This is a genomic window from Methylophilus sp. Leaf408 (genome assembly GCF_916856905.1).
GTDB lineage: Bacteria > Pseudomonadota > Gammaproteobacteria > Burkholderiales > Methylophilaceae > Methylophilus.
Map to the genome: position 1 here is coordinate 121,255 of NZ_CAKASK010000001.1, position 18,770 is coordinate 140,024.

The 18,770-nt window shown below is 48.2% G+C and carries 17 protein-coding genes; 8 read left to right on the plus strand and 9 right to left on the minus strand.

Going from position 1 to position 18,770, the window contains the following annotated elements; genetic code table 11:
- Positions 1-14: 14 nt before the first annotated feature.
- Genes LPA26_RS00570 through LPA26_RS00585 form a run of 4 tightly spaced genes read right to left on the minus strand, consistent with a single transcriptional unit; the run spans position 15 to position 4,625 of the window.
- The gene (locus tag LPA26_RS00570) at positions 15-872 is read right to left on the minus strand and encodes an alpha/beta fold hydrolase (RefSeq protein ID WP_229006918.1); all 858 of its coding nucleotides are present in this window, start codon (positions 870-872) and stop codon (positions 15-17) included.
- 59 nt (positions 873-931) lie between these two features.
- On the minus strand, positions 932-2,200 hold the full coding sequence (fabF, locus tag LPA26_RS00575) for a beta-ketoacyl-ACP synthase II (protein WP_229006919.1): 1,269 nt from the start codon (positions 2,198-2,200) through the stop codon (positions 932-934).
- Between the two features lie 37 nt (positions 2,201-2,237).
- Positions 2,238-3,662: an MFS transporter gene (locus tag LPA26_RS00580; protein ID WP_229006920.1), complete on the minus strand. Its 1,425-nt coding sequence runs from the start codon at positions 3,660-3,662 to the stop codon at positions 2,238-2,240.
- A 57-nt stretch (positions 3,663-3,719) separates the two neighbouring features.
- A complete protein-coding gene (locus LPA26_RS00585; RefSeq protein ID WP_229006921.1) occupies positions 3,720-4,625 on the minus strand; it encodes an alpha/beta fold hydrolase in 906 nt (301 codons plus the stop codon).
- A gap of 139 nt (positions 4,626-4,764) precedes the next feature.
- On the opposite strand from LPA26_RS00585, the gene LPA26_RS00590 reads away from it, so the two are divergent.
- Complete coding sequence (locus tag LPA26_RS00590) at positions 4,765-5,376, plus strand: TetR/AcrR family transcriptional regulator (protein ID WP_055829776.1); 612 nt, start codon at positions 4,765-4,767, stop codon at positions 5,374-5,376.
- Positions 5,377-5,437: 61 nt separating this feature from the next.
- Positions 5,438-6,880, plus strand: a complete 1,443-nt coding sequence (locus tag LPA26_RS00595; protein ID WP_229006922.1) for a PLP-dependent aminotransferase family protein — start codon at positions 5,438-5,440, stop codon at positions 6,878-6,880.
- Positions 6,881-7,217: 337 nt separating this feature from the next.
- Here the strand turns inward: LPA26_RS00595 and LPA26_RS00600 are convergent, their stop codons facing one another.
- The 4 genes from LPA26_RS00600 to LPA26_RS00615 all read right to left on the minus strand — a co-directional run bounded on the left by LPA26_RS00600 (position 7,218) and on the right by LPA26_RS00615 (position 10,921).
- Entirely contained in the window at positions 7,218-7,586 is a 369-nt protein-coding gene (locus tag LPA26_RS00600; RefSeq protein ID WP_229006923.1) for a cupin domain-containing protein, read from the minus strand.
- Positions 7,587-7,617: 31 nt separating this feature from the next.
- Positions 7,618-8,382 carry an SDR family oxidoreductase gene (locus tag LPA26_RS00605; RefSeq protein WP_229006924.1) on the minus strand — a complete coding sequence of 255 codons (765 nt, stop codon included), beginning with the start codon at positions 8,380-8,382 and terminating at the stop codon, positions 7,618-7,620.
- 208 nt (positions 8,383-8,590) lie between these two features.
- Positions 8,591-9,697 (minus strand): NADH:flavin oxidoreductase/NADH oxidase, encoded by a 1,107-nt coding sequence (locus tag LPA26_RS00610; RefSeq protein WP_229006925.1) that lies wholly within the window; start codon positions 9,695-9,697, stop codon positions 8,591-8,593.
- 33 nt (positions 9,698-9,730) lie between these two features.
- Positions 9,731-10,921 carry an MFS transporter gene (locus tag LPA26_RS00615; RefSeq protein ID WP_229006926.1) on the minus strand — a complete coding sequence of 397 codons (1,191 nt, stop codon included), beginning with the start codon at positions 10,919-10,921 and terminating at the stop codon, positions 9,731-9,733.
- Between the two features lie 91 nt (positions 10,922-11,012).
- On the opposite strand from LPA26_RS00615, the gene LPA26_RS00620 reads away from it, so the two are divergent.
- On the plus strand, positions 11,013-11,339 hold the full coding sequence (locus LPA26_RS00620; protein WP_229006927.1) for a helix-turn-helix transcriptional regulator: 327 nt from the start codon (positions 11,013-11,015) through the stop codon (positions 11,337-11,339).
- A gap of 18 nt (positions 11,340-11,357) precedes the next feature.
- Here the strand turns inward: LPA26_RS00620 and LPA26_RS00625 are convergent, their stop codons facing one another.
- The gene (locus tag LPA26_RS00625) at positions 11,358-12,239 is read right to left on the minus strand and encodes a LysR family transcriptional regulator (protein WP_229006928.1); all 882 of its coding nucleotides are present in this window, start codon (positions 12,237-12,239) and stop codon (positions 11,358-11,360) included.
- Between the two features lie 240 nt (positions 12,240-12,479).
- On the opposite strand from LPA26_RS00625, the gene LPA26_RS00630 reads away from it, so the two are divergent.
- The 5 genes from LPA26_RS00630 (at position 12,480) to msrA (ending at position 18,769) form a co-directional block, all read left to right on the plus strand.
- On the plus strand, positions 12,480-13,136 hold the full coding sequence (locus LPA26_RS00630; RefSeq protein ID WP_229006929.1) for an SDR family oxidoreductase: 657 nt from the start codon (positions 12,480-12,482) through the stop codon (positions 13,134-13,136).
- A 235-nt stretch (positions 13,137-13,371) separates the two neighbouring features.
- Positions 13,372-13,884 carry an RNA polymerase sigma factor gene (locus LPA26_RS00635; protein WP_229006930.1) on the plus strand — a complete coding sequence of 171 codons (513 nt, stop codon included), beginning with the start codon at positions 13,372-13,374 and terminating at the stop codon, positions 13,882-13,884.
- 38 nt (positions 13,885-13,922) lie between these two features.
- Complete coding sequence (locus LPA26_RS00640) at positions 13,923-14,783, plus strand: FecR family protein (RefSeq protein ID WP_229006931.1); 861 nt, start codon at positions 13,923-13,925, stop codon at positions 14,781-14,783.
- A gap of 76 nt (positions 14,784-14,859) precedes the next feature.
- On the plus strand, positions 14,860-17,238 hold the full coding sequence (locus tag LPA26_RS00645; protein ID WP_229006932.1) for a TonB-dependent receptor: 2,379 nt from the start codon (positions 14,860-14,862) through the stop codon (positions 17,236-17,238).
- Positions 17,239-17,506: 268 nt separating this feature from the next.
- Positions 17,507-18,769, plus strand: a complete 1,263-nt coding sequence (gene msrA, locus LPA26_RS00650) for a peptide-methionine (S)-S-oxide reductase MsrA (protein ID WP_229006933.1) — start codon at positions 17,507-17,509, stop codon at positions 18,767-18,769.
- Position 18,770 lies beyond the last annotated feature (1 nt).

Genomic DNA, 18,770 nt, shown 5'->3' on the forward strand with positions numbered 1-18,770 from the left:
AGTCAATTTAACACTTATTTGAAAACCAATTTAAGCGCTTCCGGGTTATCAATGCTGAGAAAATGACCGGCACCGGCAATTGTCTGCAATGTGGCAGCAGGTAATTGATTTAATGTACGCGATCTTTCCTGCTGGGTTGACCAATCAAACTCGCCATATACCAAAATGACCGGGCATTTCACCTGCGCATAAAGCTCAGATGCTTTAGACCAACTTCGCCAGTTTTTCAGGAGATTTCTGCCAAGAAACTTATAACCTGGCCTGTGACCTGTCTGATCAAATAGTTTCATTAGCCAGGTCGGTATTCTCTTGATATTGGTCACGCCGCCATTCATCACCAGGCTCAAGAAAAAGCGGTTTTCTAACGCTGCGAAGATGGCACCATGCACAGGAATAGAATAATTCCACAATATGAAGTTAGCAATAAAGTTGCCCCGACGGATGCCATCGGCATACCGGGTTTCATAGTCATAAGTATTTACCGCAAACACCTGCTTGATTTTCTCCGGCAGGGTGGCTGCGATGGTGAGTGCGAGCGTTGCACCGATAGACTCGCCTACCAGCGTCAGGTTGTTTAGTCCTAACTGGTTGATGACTTCAATCAATGCATTCCTCAAATAAGGTTCATCATAATTGATTGATTTGTTAATGGATGACAGGCCGTGCCCAGGCAAGTCGACGGCGTAAACAGTGTAGTTTTTTGCATAGAATGGGATCATCTCGCTAAAAAACTCAATCTGCGTGCGTATGGTGTGCATCAGTAAAAGCGGCGCGCCCTGGCCGGTTTTTATCACACGTATGGTTTCTCCATTCGCCAGTTTGATGAAGCGTTCTTCACCATTAAATTTCAGGTCTTTTGGTGCGTAGTTCATTTAGTTTCCCCTATTGATTGGTTGGTTAATTGCCACGTTGTTGGTAAAGCGTGCGACTGTTAAAAATAGAAGCGTTTGAAAATCACTGACGCATTGACGCCGCCGAAGCCAAAGCCATTGGATAAGGCATAGTCAATGTTCTTGACTAGAGGTTGTTGGCCGACAATAGTCAGTCCACTGGCGCGTTCGTCAGCTTTCTCAAGATTAATAGTTGGCGGGCAGTATTGGGTTTGAATGGCTTTAATGGTGAAGATAGCTTCCAGCCCGCCCGCTGCACCCAGTAAGTGACCGGTAGAAGATTTGGTGGCACTGATAACTGGGGCATCCTGAGTTCCAAATACACGCTTGATCGCCGCCAGTTCACCTGCATCACCGACAGGGGTAGAGGTGGCATGCGCATTGATGTGATCAATTGCAGCGGGTGTTAATCCTGCCTGATTCAAGGCTATCGACATTGCCCGCGCCGCACCGGAACCATCTTCCGGGCTGGAGGTGATGTGGTAGGCATCCGAAGTGGTGCCGTAACCTACCAATTCGGCAATTGGCGTGGCACCTCTTGCCATGGCATGTTCATAAGATTCAATCACCAGAATACCGGCGCCTTCGCCCATGACGAATCCATCCCGGTCCTGATCAAATGGCCTTGAGGCTTGCTCGGGGGTATCTGCATACCGGCTACTCAGCGCTTTGGCTGCGGCAAAGCCGCCCAGGCTTACTTTGTCGATACAGGCTTCGGCGCCACCGCAAATGACAATGTCAGCCTCATTCGCATGGATTAGCCTGGCAGCATCGCCAATCGCCTGCACGCCTGCTGCACACGCGGTGACTGGTGCGCCCAGCGGCCCCTTGAATTGATGTTTTAGCGCCACCTGGCCAGCGGCGAGGTTCACCAGGAATGACGGAATGGTAAAAGGTGATAAGCGCTCAACGCCTTCCTGCTCGCCTTTGCGGACTGCCTGTGCGATGGCCGGAAAGCCGCCAATGCCCGAGGCGATAATCGTGGCGGTGCGTTCGCTTTCAGCATCATTCTTTGGATGCCACTGTGCCTGATGAACCGCTTCTTCTGCCGCGATCAACGCAAACTGGATAAACCTGTCTATCCTGCGCAACTCCTTGGCGCTGATATGCTGTGATAAATCCAGCCCAAAAACCGGATCAGTCTCTAATGGTTTTACCCAGCCGGCAATATTGACCGGGCTGCCTTCTGCCAAGATATCTGGCAACGTTGAGATGCCGGATTTTCCTTCCAGTAAATGCTTCCAGGCTAATTCAACACCTGTGCCTAGCGGGCTGACCACGCCCATTCCGGTAACAACAATTCTTTTCATAATAATGACCTTAATAACTTTTCAACATTAACCGGTGTCAAATAGTGCCGCTTGTTTTCACTAGTAATTGTTTGGGATGCGTATTGATGGGTAAACACAATAAGCCGGTGATCAGCGCCAGCGTGATATGAATGGCATAGATGCGATGAAAGTCGGCGATATGTAATTCTGCTTTGGCTAATAACAGCACGGTGAGCGAAACGCCAATGACTGTGCCTATCTGGCGCACGGAATGATTGATGGCGCTACCTACTGCATAATCTTTGGCGGGTAACCCAAATACGGAGGCTGCGGATAATGAAGGGATCACCAGGCCTACCGATAAACCGCTCAATATTAATCCTGGTAACCACTCAGTCAGGTAGTCGGGGCTGGCATCTGGTACCAACATGAACCACAAGCCACTCAAGGCATAGGTGATGGTGCCGGTAATCAATAAAGGTCTATGGCCGACTTTTGAGGCAAGCTTACCTGAAAGAATCGCAGTCGGTACCACCGTTAATGGGCCTGGCATGATAGAAGTGCCAGCCATCGACTGGCTAAAGTGCCAGATATTCTTCATCCAGAAAAAGAATGAAAAAAACATAATGGCAAAGGCGATGGCAAATATAAACCCGGCAATATTGGCAAACAGGAAGGTGTCGCTCTTGAACAGGCCTAACTCAAATAATGGCTCAGGGTTAGACTTTGCCCAGGGGATGTAACTGAGTAACAGGGCCAGGCCGAGTACTACGATACTGAGCAGTTCTACAGCAGACCAGTGAATAGAGTTAAGCTCGACAAGGCCGAAAGCAATTGCACCGACGCCCGTCATCAGTTGCAGTATGCCTACCCAATCCAGGCGTAATTTATCCCTGGGCTGGATCGACTCTTGCAACGAAGAGGCGCTTTGCCAGATACAAAATAAGCCAATCGGGATATTGATAAAAAATGCCCACTGCCAGCCGCCTATGTCAATAATCAATGAACCTATCCCTGGACCCAGGGCCGCTGCCAAGGCGCCTACCGCCCCCCAGGCGCCCATGACGACCATGCGTTTTTCCCTTGGGAAAGCTTCAAGCACAATGGCCAGCGCAGCGGGGGATAGCAAACATGCGCCTATGGATTGCACAATCCGGGCAACGATCAGAAAGCCGACATTGGGTGAGGCGCCGCAGGCAAATGAGGCGCTGACAAACAGCAACACACCCAGCATAAATATTTTTTTCCTGCCGAATTTATCTGCGATCCCCCCGGCCGGAATGAGCATGGCCGCATATACAATCGAGTAGGCATTCATCGCCCAGGATAAGTCGGCGGCGGTTGCGCCCGGGAAGCTACGCAGGATATTGCTGAAGCCTGCATACAGAATGGTGGTATCCAGCGACACCATAAAAATGGCGATACAGGCAATCGCAAACACGCGCCATCCGTTATGCGTGGCTTTGTCCGGCGGGCTGTAAGTTGCTTCAGTGGTTGTCATATATTTCTCGTATCCATCATGAATGAAACAAACCACCACTGCTGGTGGCTTTTGTAACTAATGACTTAGGAAATAGTTGGCTGTGTTAACAAAGCTATCGTGATACTGAAAAATAGAGCCGTGGTTTGAGTCCGGGTACAGCACTAATTGCGCATTTTTAATGTGTTTGTAGAGTGTGATCGAACCTGCAGTGTCCAACATGGTGTCATTGCTTCCGGTCACCACCAGTACCGGTTGCTGGATGGCGGTAAGTGTTTTGTATTCCGGATCCGGCGTGCTGGTCCATATGATCAGCGCTTTGCCATGCGCATCGGCAATGTCTTTACCACTCTCAGGGTCGCGGTCTTTTGTCCTGGCATAAACACGGGACAAAAATTCAGCGCCCGCTTTTTTGCCGGCATCGGTTTGCGAGAAGAATAGATAGTCACGTGGGTCAGGCGCATTGGCTCTAGAAAATGCTTCGCCAAGTACTTTCATTAAGTTATTGCCGCCTCCCTGGTGGGTGGTGCCGGCAAGAATCACTTTATGAATCAATTCAGGGTGTTGCGCAGCCAGTTCTTGTGCAACGAACCCGCCCAGTGAAAATCCCAACAGGTCTACTTTTTTGTAACCGAGCGCCTGGATAAACGCATAAGCGTCAGTGGTCATTTGTGCGACATTATCAGCAACGACATCATTAGTAGCGCCCACGCCCCGGTTATTAAAGACCACTACCGGCCTTGTTTTTGCAAAGGCATTCACCACAGCCGGATCCCATGCGTCCATGGTGCCGGTAAAGTGTTGCAGGAATACTAAAGGCGTTCCTGTTTTAGGGCCTAATGCGCGATAGGAGAATTTAACGCCATTGGTTTCTAAAAATTGGGTAGGAGCAGTTTCCAGTTTGTCTGCTGCCGAGGCAATGCCAGGCTCTACAATTGAAAATGTAGTGGCAATTAATAATAATGATTTGATAAATTTGTGCATAAACAGCTCCTTTTTTAATACGATTTTGATAAAAGTTTTTATTTAATACCGTTTGGTATATAAATAATATTCAGCAACACTTGCCTTGTCAATCTTTTTTTGTAACAATTGGTATATTATTTATTTGAAAGGCTTAAGCATGACTACCGAGACCAAAAAATTACGAGGGCGTCCACGGGTGTTTGATATGGATGAGGCACTTGATAAGGCCCTGCAGATTTTCTGGCAAAGAGGTTATGAAGGTGCATCGCTCGCTGAACTGACCGAAGCCTTAGGCGTCAATAAGCCCAGTTTGTATGCCGCCTTCGGTAATAAAGAAGAGTTATTTATGAAGGCATTATCAAAATACACCACGGGCCCGGTGGCTTTTGTGAGGGATGTGATCAATGAACCTACCTCGCATGCTGTGGCTAAGCGTTTTCTATATGAAGCAGCCGATTTTTTAACCCAGCCTTCTCATCCCAAAGGTTGCATGATTGTGCAGGGCGCGTTATCCGGCGGCGAAAGTGCCGAGATGGTGAAAAAAGTGCTTATACAATATAGAAACGCTTATGAAAACTTGCTGACCAAACGTTTTGAGCAGGCTAAACAGGATGGCGACTTATTAAGTGACGCCGACCCGCATGCGTTGGCGAAATATCTTGCAACCTTGCATCAGGGCATGTCGGTGCAGGCGACCAGTGGCGCCTCTAACGACGATTTAAAGGCAATTGCCGACTTGGCTTTAAGTGCCTGGCCAAAAGCAAAGTAATTACATCAATATATGAATCTGTTAAGGTGTGATTAATTATAAATAACCATGCCGCTAACAGATGGATTCCTCTCCACGAACATTCATCAAGCTTGATAGCTCGGAAACGCAGCCTATCCATTTGCAGATATACCATAGGTTTAAAGCGGCCATTGAAAGTAACTTGCTGAATGATGGCGACCGGATTCCTTCTACCAGGACATTGGCGAGCGAACTGAATGTCGCCAGAGGCACGGTTGAAAGTGCTTATGCCATGCTGCTGGGAGAGGGGGTTTTTATCTCCAAAGGTCAATCCGGCACTTATGTCTCCACTTTGTTGCGCAAGCCGGCTGCTAAAAAACTGAGGACTGTTGTACCACCTGTTGCCAAACAACCTGTCTCACAAACAGCTGATATCGAACTGGCAAAATCTGTTTCTCCCATTTATTTACCTGGTTGTCCGGCATTTGATGCTTTCCCCAGAAAAATATGGTCAAGATTAAGTGGTAACCGGGTCCGTGCAATGTCAGCGGAAGAGATGCGTCTCAAAGAGCCTCAAGGGTATGAGCCATTAAGGCAATCCATCGCAGCCTACTTGCGGCTCGCGCGCGGTGTGGTGTGCGAGCCGGAACAGGTTTTCATCACCAATGGTTACCAGGGCGCCCTGGATTTTTTGAGTAAGGTCTTCAAGTTTTACGGTGAGAATATCTGGATGGAAGATCCGGGATTTTTGCTGGCAGCCATGCTGCTCAAGGACCTTGGTGCCAATATCATCCGCGTGCCGATTGATGAACAGGGCCTGATCGTGTCTGCTGGAGTCGACAAATGTCCAGATGCCAAATTGGCCATTGTGACGCCTTCACACCATAGCCCGCTGGGATTGCCACTTTCGGCTGCGCGGAGGATTGAGCTGCTGCAATGGGCAAGTGCTAATGATTCATGGATCATTGAGGATGACTATGATGGGGAATTCCGCTATTCCGGCTATCCGCTGCCTTCATTAAAAAGCCTGGATCAATACGACAGGGTGATTTATGCCGGCAGTTTCAGTAAAACCATTTTTCCTGCATTGAAGATTGGTTATATCGTCGTTCCGTCTGGACTGGTGGATATCTGCAACGAGAAGGCCGCTATCTATCAACGCGGCTTTACCATTACTTCGCAAATGGTAGTGAATGATTTCATTACCGAAGGGCATTTTTCGCGCCACCTGAAAAAGATGCGTGACTTGTATGCACACAGGCGCGAACTGGCCAGCAAGGCGCTGATGGATGTGTTTGAGGACAAAATACAGATCAGCTCGCACAAAAACGGCATGCACTTCGTAGCGTCTCTAGATCATCAGTATTCTGATACTGAAGTCTGTAGCAGCTTTAACAAGCTGGGCTATGGTATTTATCCTATTTCAAAATGGACCATCGATCCCAAATACAACGGTCTGCTGATCGGGTTCAGCAATGTGCCTAACAAGAAAGTCGCCGAAGAAATGGCGATCAAGCTGAAGAATAGTTTCATCATTGAATAGAAATACAACAACACCTTTTTCATCTCCAGGTTGCGTTATATGTCTGGTGTATATATCGCTTCAATAAAATCGTGGGAAATGTTGGGCGGTGTTGTACCGAAGTATCCATATAATCGACTTCCAAACCGGCAAATTTTTGCTTGAGCTGTGCAATAAGATAAGCTGACAGCATCTTGGAACTGGAACCTGTTATTTTCGGTCTGGCGTCTACGTGCATGACTCTCATATCTATCCTCCGACACGTAATAATGTGCATGGATACTGGATGTTTAAACCATCATCCAGTATCTGGCTAAGGTTTAGTCGATTGGCAAAACAGGTGCTTTGTTTTTGTCTTTCAACAGTAATACCAGGAATTTTGCAGGTTTTGTTTTGCTGGCGTTACGGCCCACAGTGTGAATATCTTCAGGGCCTTCATAGAAGCTTGGCCCGCGCCCAGGGTGAGCTCTTTGCCCCCTTTGACTGCCATCACGATTTCACCTTCCAGCACATATACAAAAGCTTGGGCTTCATGTTTGTGCGGCGTTTCGATCTCGCCTGGTTTGTAATTCACGGTAAGCATAATCACTTCTTTGCCGGGAATATTGCTCAGGTCTTTATTCATGATCATGGTCAGCTCCGGGTGATCATGACTGCCCTCATGCGCAATTGCAGCAGTCGTGGTGAATAACGCGATGGAAATCAGTATTGTTTGAATCAATTTCATGATGAGTATCCTTTCAATCAATAAGGGTGTCTTATTTATAAGCTCTGCCAGGATTGCTCAACCACTGGTTAAAGGTTAGGCTGCCAATTAAAACAGGGTGCAGGCTTGGGGTAAGGGTGCCGTCATTGACTGGGAAAGTCTGTACATAAAGGGCGCTTTCATCTGTTACGACATCACGGCCATCCTGTTCAGCAGCAAGTGTTCTGCGGGCAAACTCGCTCATGGCAATCTGTTCCGGGCCGGCGATATCGACAATAGCGTTGTAGGGCGTGCCGGTCGCGATGCCTGCAATTGCCTGAGCCACATCAATTGCAGCAATCGGCTGCATTTTTGCCGAGGGCAAACGCACGATGTCATCTTCAGTCGCAGCTTGCGCAATAAATCTGGCAAACTCGAAAAATTGCGTCGCACGTCCGATGGTGTAAGGAATGCCGGAAGCCTTGATCAGGTTTTCCTGTTGTAGTTTTCCCTGGAAATAACCTGAAATTTGCAGGTTCTGCGTACCAACGACTGATAGCGCAATGTAGTGTTTAATGGCTTGGTCTTTGGCTGCGGCAATAATATTGCTGGTAGCTTTCTCAAAAAACTCCCGCGCAATATTGTCCTCAAAACTTGGCGAATCCATGGTGTCGATAATGATATCTGCATTTTGCAGCACCGCATCCAGGCCCTGGCCTGTGTATGCATCTACACCCAGATTACGTGAAGCAATGACCGCCTCGTGACCTTGTGTGTTCAATACTTCAACTACCTTGCTACCGATTAAACCTCTACCGCCAAAAACGACTGCTTTCATGAAATCTCTCCTCTAAATGCCTGATGATTGATACTAAATGACAGAACGAATGTTATTTGAGACGGCAAGGTAGCTACAGAGCCATGATTGTGAGAAATGCATAGGCCATGATCAGCCTTGCAGGTTGAGAAATCTAAATGTGCTTGATACCCGGAAAAATAAACCTGCCGAATGGCAGGTTTATTGAACAAGAGCGAAGAGGTGCGTATCAGGCCTCTGTCGGGCTTCTGTAACGAGCCAGCCAGTGCGCATATGGTGCAGGCAATACCCAGGCTGCGTTTTCCTGATTCAATGCTTTTGCCGCAAAATAAGGCCAATGCGGGTTTTCCAGATGCGCGCGGCCTATCATGGCTAAGTCCAGTTCTTCATTGCGAATCGCATTATCTGCCAATGTGGGCGCACCAAAACCCCAGGCGGATGACACCGGAATACCCGCTTCATTGCGTACGCGCTGCGCAACCGGTGCCAGGAATGCCGGTCCCCAGGGAATATTCGTTTTCGGAATGGTGAAGCCGACACTGACACTCAGCATATCCAGTCCGCGCTGTTTCCAGGCTTTGACCATTTGAATGGATTCGCTCAGGGTTTCTTCATCTTTACCATCATATTCAATCACACCAAATCGTGCGGTGAGTGGCAGGTTTTCCGGCCAGACTTCACGAATGGCTTCCAGTGTTTCAATAGTAAAGCGTGAACGGTTTTCAAAACTGCCGCCGTAAATATCCGTGCGCTGGTTAGAGTGTGCTGAAGTAAAGCTTTGACCCAGGTAGCCATGAGCAAAATGGATTTCCAGCCATTCAAATCCTGCATCCAGCGCGCGTTTGGCAGCAGCAGCAAAGTCATTCTTTACTCGGGTAATGTCAGCGATGGTCATTTCTTTAGGCACGCGTGGCAGGTCGCCGCCAAAGGCAATCGGCGAAGCACCTATGGTTTGCCATGCGCGCGGGTCGTTTTCAGGAATATGGTCGTCGCCTTCCCACGGTTTGTTGGCGCTGGCTTTGCGGCCGGCATGCGCGATCTGGATGCCGGGCACTGCGCCAGCCGCCTTGATAGCTGCCGCGATCTCGCGCAGTTTTTCTGCCTGGGCATCATTCCAGATGCCTAAACATCCCGGCGTGATGCGGCCTTCCGGCGCGACGCCGGTAGCTTCTACAATCACCAGGCCACTACCACCACGTGCCAGGCTGGTGTAATGGGCAAGGTGCCAGTCATTCACTACACCATCTTCAGCCATGTACTGACACATCGGCGGGATGGCAATGCGGTTTCTGAGAGTTACGTCTTTTAACTGGTAGCTTGAAAATAAGTCAGCCATAGGGGTCCTTTTACTTAAGTTTTTAAATGATGTTTATGCTGGTGTTGAATATGTTTTGCCTGAGACTAATTGCATTTCGATCACTGCCAATACCAGCCCAACGAATACGATGCTGGCAGCAATCCAGCCAATTGAGGTCAGCCCCAGGCCGTGTGAAATCACCAGTCCGCCTACCCATGCACCGGCGGCATTACCGATATTGAATGCCCCTATATTCATGGCAGAAGCCAATGTTGGCGCGCCGCTGGCTTTTTCCAGGATCTTGATTTGTAACGAAGGAACCGCAGCAAAACCGGCAACACCCAGCAGACCGACCAGGGTGATTACCGCAATCTGATTGTGCGCGAATAATGAAAACGAAGCCAAAATGGCGATGATGAAGATCAATGCGCCTATCAGTGTTTTATCAAGATGAATATCGGCAAGCTTGGCACCCAGGATATTGCCGATCACCATGCCAACGCCGAATAACAGAAACACTGGTGAAATAGCGGTGGATGAAAAAAGGGCTACATCGGTAAGTATCGGGGCCAGGTAAGTCAGCACGGCAAACAGCCCAGTATCAGCAATAATAGTCAGCAACAGTCCCGCAATGACCTGCGGTTGCAGCAGGGTAGTTATCTCTGATTTCACATTCACTTTTTCAGCATGATGATCTTTAGGCAGCAGGTAATACAGCGCTGCCAAAGCTATAGGACCGATCATGGTCACCGCCCAGAACGTTGATCGCCAGCCCAGCATCTGGCCTAACCAGGTACCTGCCGGTACGCCAACCACATTTGCCACCGTCAGTCCGGTAAACATCAGTGCCAGCGCAAACGCGCGTTTTTCTTTTGGGACGAGGTCGGTGGCTACGATGGCGCCTATGCCAAAGAAAGTACCATGTGCAAATGAGGTGACTACCCTGGCTACCATGAGCGTGGTGTAGTCAGGAGCGATTGCACAAATCAAATTGCCCAAGGTAAATATTCCCATCAGCCACAGCAGCGAATTCTTGCGTGAAAATTTAGTCATTAATATCGACATAATCGGGGCGCCCACAGCAACACCAAGGGCATAACCGGTAATTAATAATCCTGCCATTGGAATGCTGACCATCAGGTCCCGGCTGACTTCCGGCAACAATCCCATAATGACGAATTCGGTAGTGCCTATACCAAACGCGCCCGCCATCAATGCATAGAGGGCGAGGGGAATGCCCTGGGAGGATTTTTCTTTTTTCATATTGCCTGCTTAAAAATGCTTAGATGAAATTCTATTGTTCGAATATAATCGAACAATAGAATAATATCAAGTACTGTGATAAATTTTAGTCATGCGACAAATCAAACATCCAAGTCTGGATCAAGTTGAACTGACGGACATTATGTATGCGCTGTCGGACCCGACACGCCTGGAGATTGTCGGGCGACTGGCAAGTGCTGGCCGCAAGATGACCTGCGGCGAGTTTGACCTGAATCGTCCGAAATCCAGCATGTCACATCACTTTAAAATCCTGCGTGCAGCCGGATTAGTTGAAACCCTGATTGAAGGGACCGAGCATTTGAATGCACTGAGGGTGAAAGAAATAGAGCAGAAGTTTCCCGGGGTGCTGCAATCGGTGCTCAAAGTCCTAAGTCCCGCCGCTGATACCACGGTTTAAGATTTTTGCAGTTTGAGCTTATGCCAGGTGTGCGATCAGGTAATCGACAAAAGATGCCAGCTTAGGCGTCGTCTGGCGTTCTTTCGGATAAATAGCGTTTACCGGTCTCGGTGACGGCTTGAAGTCCTGAAGCACCTCTACCAGGGCACCGCTTTTGATATCCTGATCGAGCAAAAGCCTGGGAGAAAGAATCAAACCCAGGCCCTTGATCGCGGCGATGCGCAGTGACTGGGCATGGTTCGCATCAAAGCGCGAATTTGCCTGCAGGGTGCTATCCAGATGTTTGCTCAGCAGCTTCCACCCGCCATCATGTTTCCAGTTGGTGAAATTCAGGCACTGAAATTTTTTTAAATCATCCGGGTGCTGTGGTGTGCCATATCTTTCCAGGTAAGCAGGTGAGGCGCAGGTAGCCACTTCAAACTCGGTAAGTTTTCTCGCCACATAGCTTGAATCATCCAGTTGACCTATCCTGATCGCTACATCAAAGCCTTCATCAATAATATCCACAAACCGGTCCGCTAATATCAGCTCTATCGATACGTCCGGGTATTCAAGCAGGAAATCGGCGATCAAGGGTGTCAATGTAATTGATCCAAACCAGATAGGCGCGCTTACCCTGAGTTGGCCTCTCGGCTTACCGCGCATTATTTCTGCGCCGGCTTCAGCTTCATTGATTTGCTTAAGAATCTCTTTGCAGTTCTCGTAATAATTACTTCCGATTTCGGTAAGCTTCAATGTACGGGTGGTTCTCTTTAACAAAGTAGAGCCAAGCCGCTTTTCCAATGCATTGATGTGCTTGCTGATCATGGAGGGCGAGAGACGGCATTCAGTCGCTGCCGCAGTAAAGCTCCCAAGCTCTACTACCCTGGTAAACACTTCCATGCTTTCAACTCTATCCATATTGAACACTATAGGTAAATAATATTTTTAATAATAAGCTATTTATCACTTTTGGTGAATAAACCACAATGTCTGTCATCACTTATTTCAAAGGTGAAAAGACGGATTGGTTGAGCTAATACCAACCTGTGATGTCGATAAGAAATGCATGCATGAAAGCCATCAATCGGTGATTTGTTTCTTTATCACTGGAATGATGCTTTGAATTAAACCTACAATTTATAACTGACTGGAGCAATGATGAAAACATTCTTAAGTATTGGTAGCGGCCCTGGCATTGGTTTCGCAACGGCTGAACGTTTTGCCAAAGAGGGATTCCATGTAGTGTTAAGTGCGCGTACCGCAGAAAAAACCAGTGCCTTGGTGGAGAAACTCAAGGCCAAAGGCTATTCAGCGGAAGCGAAAACGGTGGATGCCGGTAATCCTGCCAGCATAACAGCGCTGGTGAGCGCAGTCGAAAAGCAACAGGGGGCGATTGACGTGCTGCATTACAACGCAGCATTTATACGCCAGGCGACGATTGCTACACAACCTGTCGAAAGCTTTAATAGCGACCTGGCCGTGAATATTGGCGGCTCGCTGGCCGCTACCCAAGCGGCTGCACCAGGCATGATCAAGCATGGTTCAGGCACAGTATTATTAACCGGCGGTGGTTTTGCGCTGTCGCCGCATCCTGACTACCTTTCGATCAGTATCGGGAAAGCGGGGATACGCGCCCAGGCGCTGGCATTGTTCGAATCCTTAAAAGAGCAGGGCATCCATATCGCCAGTGTGACGGTAGCCACATTCGTTAATCCGGATTCCAAAGAAGCCACTGATATTGGCGAGGAATTCTGGAAGTTGTATTCCCAGCCCAAAGATACCTGGACTGCTGAAGTGATTTATCCGCAAGGCTAAGTTTTCATTCACCTTCACCAGCAGCCTCAGCCAGTCACTCCCTGGAAGTGGCTGCTGGGTGTTTTGCTGTCTTTTAGCCAGCCAATGGTTAGCATGCATTCGAGGATTGCAGCGCATATTGATGAGTGCAGCATCAAGTTAAAGTTTGTTGGATTGCAGCAAGTCAGGTTGCCAATGAGAATCATTATCAATATAATTGATTGTCTTTCAACTCTTCGTTCACAGAAGTATCTCTTTGCAGATTGATCTCACAAAAAGTAGGCTGCTGTCATCACTGGTCTTGCATTACGGTGAGTTAGTCAATCACGTTAATCATCACTTTGGCAGCCGCCATTTTGCCGAAGACGTCGTGCACGATGTCTGCATCCAACTCATGGAGAATCCCCCAACTGCCGAGATCAGGACGCCATTGAGCTACCTGAGAACAATAAGCATGAACAGGGCGCTGGACCGCACCCGGCATGAAAAGGTAGGTGCGAACTACATTGCAAATTTGCCAGCTGAAGGCGATAGCCATTTTTATGATGGCGCCGCGGCATTGGACTTTGCGCAAAAAATTGAGCAGATCCGGCAAATGATTGATGCGTTGCCGAAAAAGCAACGGCAAGTGTTTTTATTACATCAGCTGTACGAAATTTCGCAGCATGAAATTGCGGTCGAAATGGGAATATCCGCCAATATGGTGTCACGGCATTTCAATAAGGCGCTGGTAAATATCACCATAGCCAGGAAACAGCTATCCATTTAGAATAAATAAGCTGTCAACCCACTCCCACTTCTAACCAGATGAATACTTCCAAACAACCGCAGCCGCATCAGCCTCCAGACACCGAGTCTACTATTTCGGATTTGTTGCCTTATATCAAAGCGGCTAGAGATAAGTTTCCATCGAAAGAAGAATTATTTTCTGAGGTGAACCGGGATAGAGATAACCGCAAAAAAGTCCTTAAAACGGTGCAATATACCGCAGCGCTGGTTTTCTGTGCTTTGGGGGTGTGGACGGTCAATCCAACCATTTCAACGGATACTTATTCCACTCGATACGCCGAGAATGCAGAATACACGTTGGCTGATGGCAGTCGTGTGCATTTAAATTCCAACACGACATTGCTGACCAGATTCAGGTTGCATTCCCGCGAATTGACGCTGGATAAAGGGGAAGCTTCCTTTACGGTCAAGCATGAGTGGCGGCCATTCACGGTTGCGGTGGATACCTCCAAAGTGGTGGATATCGGTACGGTATTTAATATCTCGAAATGGAAACAATCATTTGTTACCACTGTTTTGGAAGGTAAAGTGGAGTTACACACTGGTGACCAGCAGACCAGGTTGATTGCCGGTCAATCGATTGTAGTGTCTGCCGGGAAGGCTGGTATACCATATCTGGCAGAGATGGATGCGGTAACGGCCTGGCATAGCGGGAAAATCCTGTTTAACAAAACGCCATTAAAAGACGCGATAGCCAGTATCCAGCGCTATAGAAAAGCGCCTATCCAATTGGACCCCCGAGTAGAAAACATGTTGATCACCGGTATTTATGACGTCAGCAAGGTTGAGCAATTGCTGGATAGCATGGATACCATGTTCCCGGTAAAAGTGACTCGTTCGAATAATGGCGAAATAAATATTCAAAAAATGCATTCATGACGTGCTAGTTTCATCGACGTTAATCGCCTTAAGGGTATAGCGGCAAATGTAGTCGCAAATATTTTTAAGGGAAACCATGACAGCACGTACTCATTTTCAGCTTAGCCGTCGTACTAAGTTGAAACAGTTATCTATCGCCGCATTACTTTCAATCAGCCTGCATGTGCATGCAGCCACTGCCAATATAGATATTGCCGCGCAATCACTAGATCAGGCTATCCTGTCGCTGGGCAAGCAAAGTGGTGAAAATATTGCCTTCCCATCAGATTTGGCCAGCACACTGAAAGCGCCTGCTGTGAAAGGTAATTACAGTGTTCAGCAGGCTTTGGAGTTGCTTTTAAAAGGCACCGGCTTAACCACCCAGAAAACCTCGGCCGGGTATTCAGTCGTTAAACAGGTCGAAAATAAAACTGAGACGCTGCCTGAGGTGCAAATCAAGGATAAAGCGATTAAAGATATCACCGCTGAATATCCCGGGGGCCAGGTTGCACGCGGTGGTAAAGTAGGTTTGCTGGGCAATAAGGATTTGATGGATACGCCTTTCAGCGCCACACAATATACTTCTAAATTAATCGAAGACCAGCAGGCGCAGAATCTTGGCGATGTGCTGGTGAACGACCCTTCCATCCGCAATACCTATTCACGTGGCTCAGGCCGTGACGAATTCAATATTCGTGGCTTTACCCTATTCAATTACGATGCCATGTTTAATGGCTTGTACGGTATTTCGCCGCGTGACTCCAGTTCGATGATAGGTATCGAACGTGTTGAAGTGCTAAGGGGCCCGAATGCGCTGTTAAACGGAATCGCGCCCGGCGGCTCAGTAGGTGGTGCAATCAATCTGGTCCCTAAACGTGCCGGCTATCAACCGCTTAATCGTATGACCTTATCTTATATTGACGATAGCCAGCTGGCGGCCCATGCGGATGTGGCAAGACGTTTTGGCGCAGATCAACAATTTGGCGTGCGTGTGAATGCGATTAAAAGTTCTGGTGATACGCCAGTGGACCATTCCAAAGAACGGCTGGATGCCATTGCCATCGGTCTCGATTTTCAAGGCGAACGGTTCCGTCTGGAAGGTGACATCAATTATCAAAATCGCCTGACTTATGCGCGTAGCGGTCTGCTGTTTGCAGATACTGGGGTAAGAATAGGTTCAGCGCCAGACGCTAAGAGCAACTTTTTCCCAAAATGGACTTATTGGGACAGTAACCAGATTTCAGGCACAACACGTGCGGAATTTGACCTGACAACAAACTGGATGGTTTATGGTGCATTCGGTGGTTCTGAGTATGACTTCAGTAGTTTGCAAACCAGCTGGTTGTTAACCAATCAACAAGGAGATATTGCCTCACGTCCCGCACGCACACAACAATATGTCAAAACCCTGACCGGTGAGATGGGAGTTAGAGGAAAGTTTGTTACAGGCGCCTTGAATCACCAGCCGGTGTTAAGTGTTACTAATTATTTTATGGAGTCTGGATTCCAATCAGATCGAATAGGAGCAACATTTTCAAATATCTACTCACCGCAAGACGTAGCTAAACCAAGTATTTCATTAATAGGCAATGTCCCGAAAGCGGTGGAGACCAGGCTTCGCAGTATTGCTTTGGCCGATACCATGTCTATTCTGGATAACGCAGTACAACTCACACTTGGCGTGCGTCATCAAGAAGTCATTGTCGATAGCTTTGACGTAGCTGGCAACCGTCGACTTGATCAACACTATGATGAGTCTAAGCTGACTCCTACCGTAGCCGTGGTCATTCGTCCAACCGAAAAGTTGTCTGTGTATGCCCACTACATTGAAGCATTGAATCAGGGACCTGTCGCCCCGCCTACAGCATCAAATGGCGGCCAGGCATTTGCACCTACGGTTTCCAAGCAGCGCGAAGCCGGAGTTAAATATGATTTTGGCCGGTTTGCCACTACTGTGAGTGTGTTTGAGATTGAGCGCGCAAGCGAGATTACTGATCCGGCCACTTTGCTGTTAGAAGTGAATGGGAAACAGCGCAATCGCGGGATTGAGTTCTTAACGCAAGGAGAAGTGGTCGAGCATGTACGGTTATTGGGTGGTCTGGCGCTGACTGAAGGAAAACTTGTTAAAACAGATGGTGGTACAACCGATGGAAATACAGCACCAGCGGTACCTAGACAGCAATTCAATCTGGCCGCTGAATGGGACACGCCTATGCTGCATGGCCTGACACTTACTGCGAGAATGTTGCACACAGGCGAGCAGTATCTGGATCCTGAAAATACGCAAAAAATTCCGGCGTGGAATCGCTATGATTTGGGTGCCCGATATGCGTTTACTACCGGCAAAGTGCCTGTAACCTTAAGAGGGTCGATTGAAAACCTGTTTGACAAAAACTACTGGCTTTCCGCTGCGCGTCAAGGGTTATCAGTGGGGGCACCAAGAACTGTGTTGCTCTCTGTGACGGCTGATTTTTAAATGGATTAAACAGAAATAAACAGGGTTGTATTGAATAGGGAAGGCTTGAAGCCTTCCTTTTTTCTTTTGTGGACATTCACAAAGCACTTGTGCACTTAAGCCGGCCGAAACTTGCGAGAAATAGTTAGTCATTTTCATCACCTCTGTAACCAATCAGACCGTAGCAGCGTACTAACAAGTGAAAATTGCATCAAAAAACTGCATACGACGGAAACAGCTTTTTTCTCGACATGTTCGAAGATACGTTAAGTCATAAGGAGTGATGACGATGTTAATCAAAAGAATTCAGGCAGCAGCGCTTTGTTTGCTTGCATGTGTTGCCATGTCTGCAAGTGCAGAAAACGCGACGGCATCTGACACTATTGTTTTAGGCATGGGTTGCTTTTGGGGTGCAGAAAAGCGGATAGCAGAAACTCCCGGGGTTATCCGCACTGAAGTGGGTTACGCGGGCGGCAATACCAAGTCGCCGACTTATGAAACCGTATCCAGAGAGGGGCACGCAAACAAAACAGAAACCCACGCTGAGGTTGTCAAAGTGATCTACGATAAAAATGCAGGTACGCTGGAGAAAGTGTTAGCTGCGTTCTGGCAAAACCATAACCCAACCCAGGGTAACCGGCAGGGCAATGATGTTGGTTCAAATTATCGCAGTGCTATTTTTTATAGTTCTGATAGCCAGCAGCAAGCCGCTCTGCAAACCAGGGAAGTCTACCAGCAAGCCCTGACCAAGGCCGGGTTGGGGAAGATCACCACTGAAATCATGCCGCTGAAAACGTTTTACGCGGCTGAAGGTTTTCACCAGCAATATCTGAAGAAAAATCCCAACGGTTATTGTGGGTTAGGTGGTACTGGCGTTGCGTTTCCTGGGACCACGCAAGTGACGCCAGTCGCGACAGCACCACTGGATGGCAAGAAACTTGCGAACAGGCAATTGGTGGTTTTCGAGTCTGAAACCTGCCATTTCTGCAAAGTGTTCGAGAAGGACATCATGAGTCAGTGGAAGTCTGAACTCGCTATCGCTAAAACCTACTCTACCCAAGCGCCGGCTGGCTGGGCACTGAAAGATTCTTTATGGGCAACGCCTACTATTGTCTTGTTTGAAGATGGTAAAGAAGCGTCGCGCTACACCGGCTATGACGGTAATAAACAGCGCTTCTGGCGCTGGCTTGGGGTGCAGACCTTAAGCGCTGAGCAAAGGAAAATCGCGTTTGAAAAAGGTACCGAAATGCCGTTTAGCGGTTCGCTGCTTGATAATCATGCGTCGGGCTATGTGGACCCGGTTTCCGGCGAGCGACTGTTCAGGAGCGATAAGAAATTTAACAGCAAAACCGGCTGGCCCAGCTTTTTTGACCCATTGCCAGGTGCGCTGGTAATGAAAGAAGATTCAAGCCAGGGCTTGCGCCGCACAGAGGTACTCAGCGCCAGTTCCGGTATTCATTTAGGCCATGTGTTTGACGATGGTCCGCCCCCGACTGGCAAGCGTTACTGCATTAATAGTGCTGTATTGAAGTTTGTGGCTGATAAAATATAAG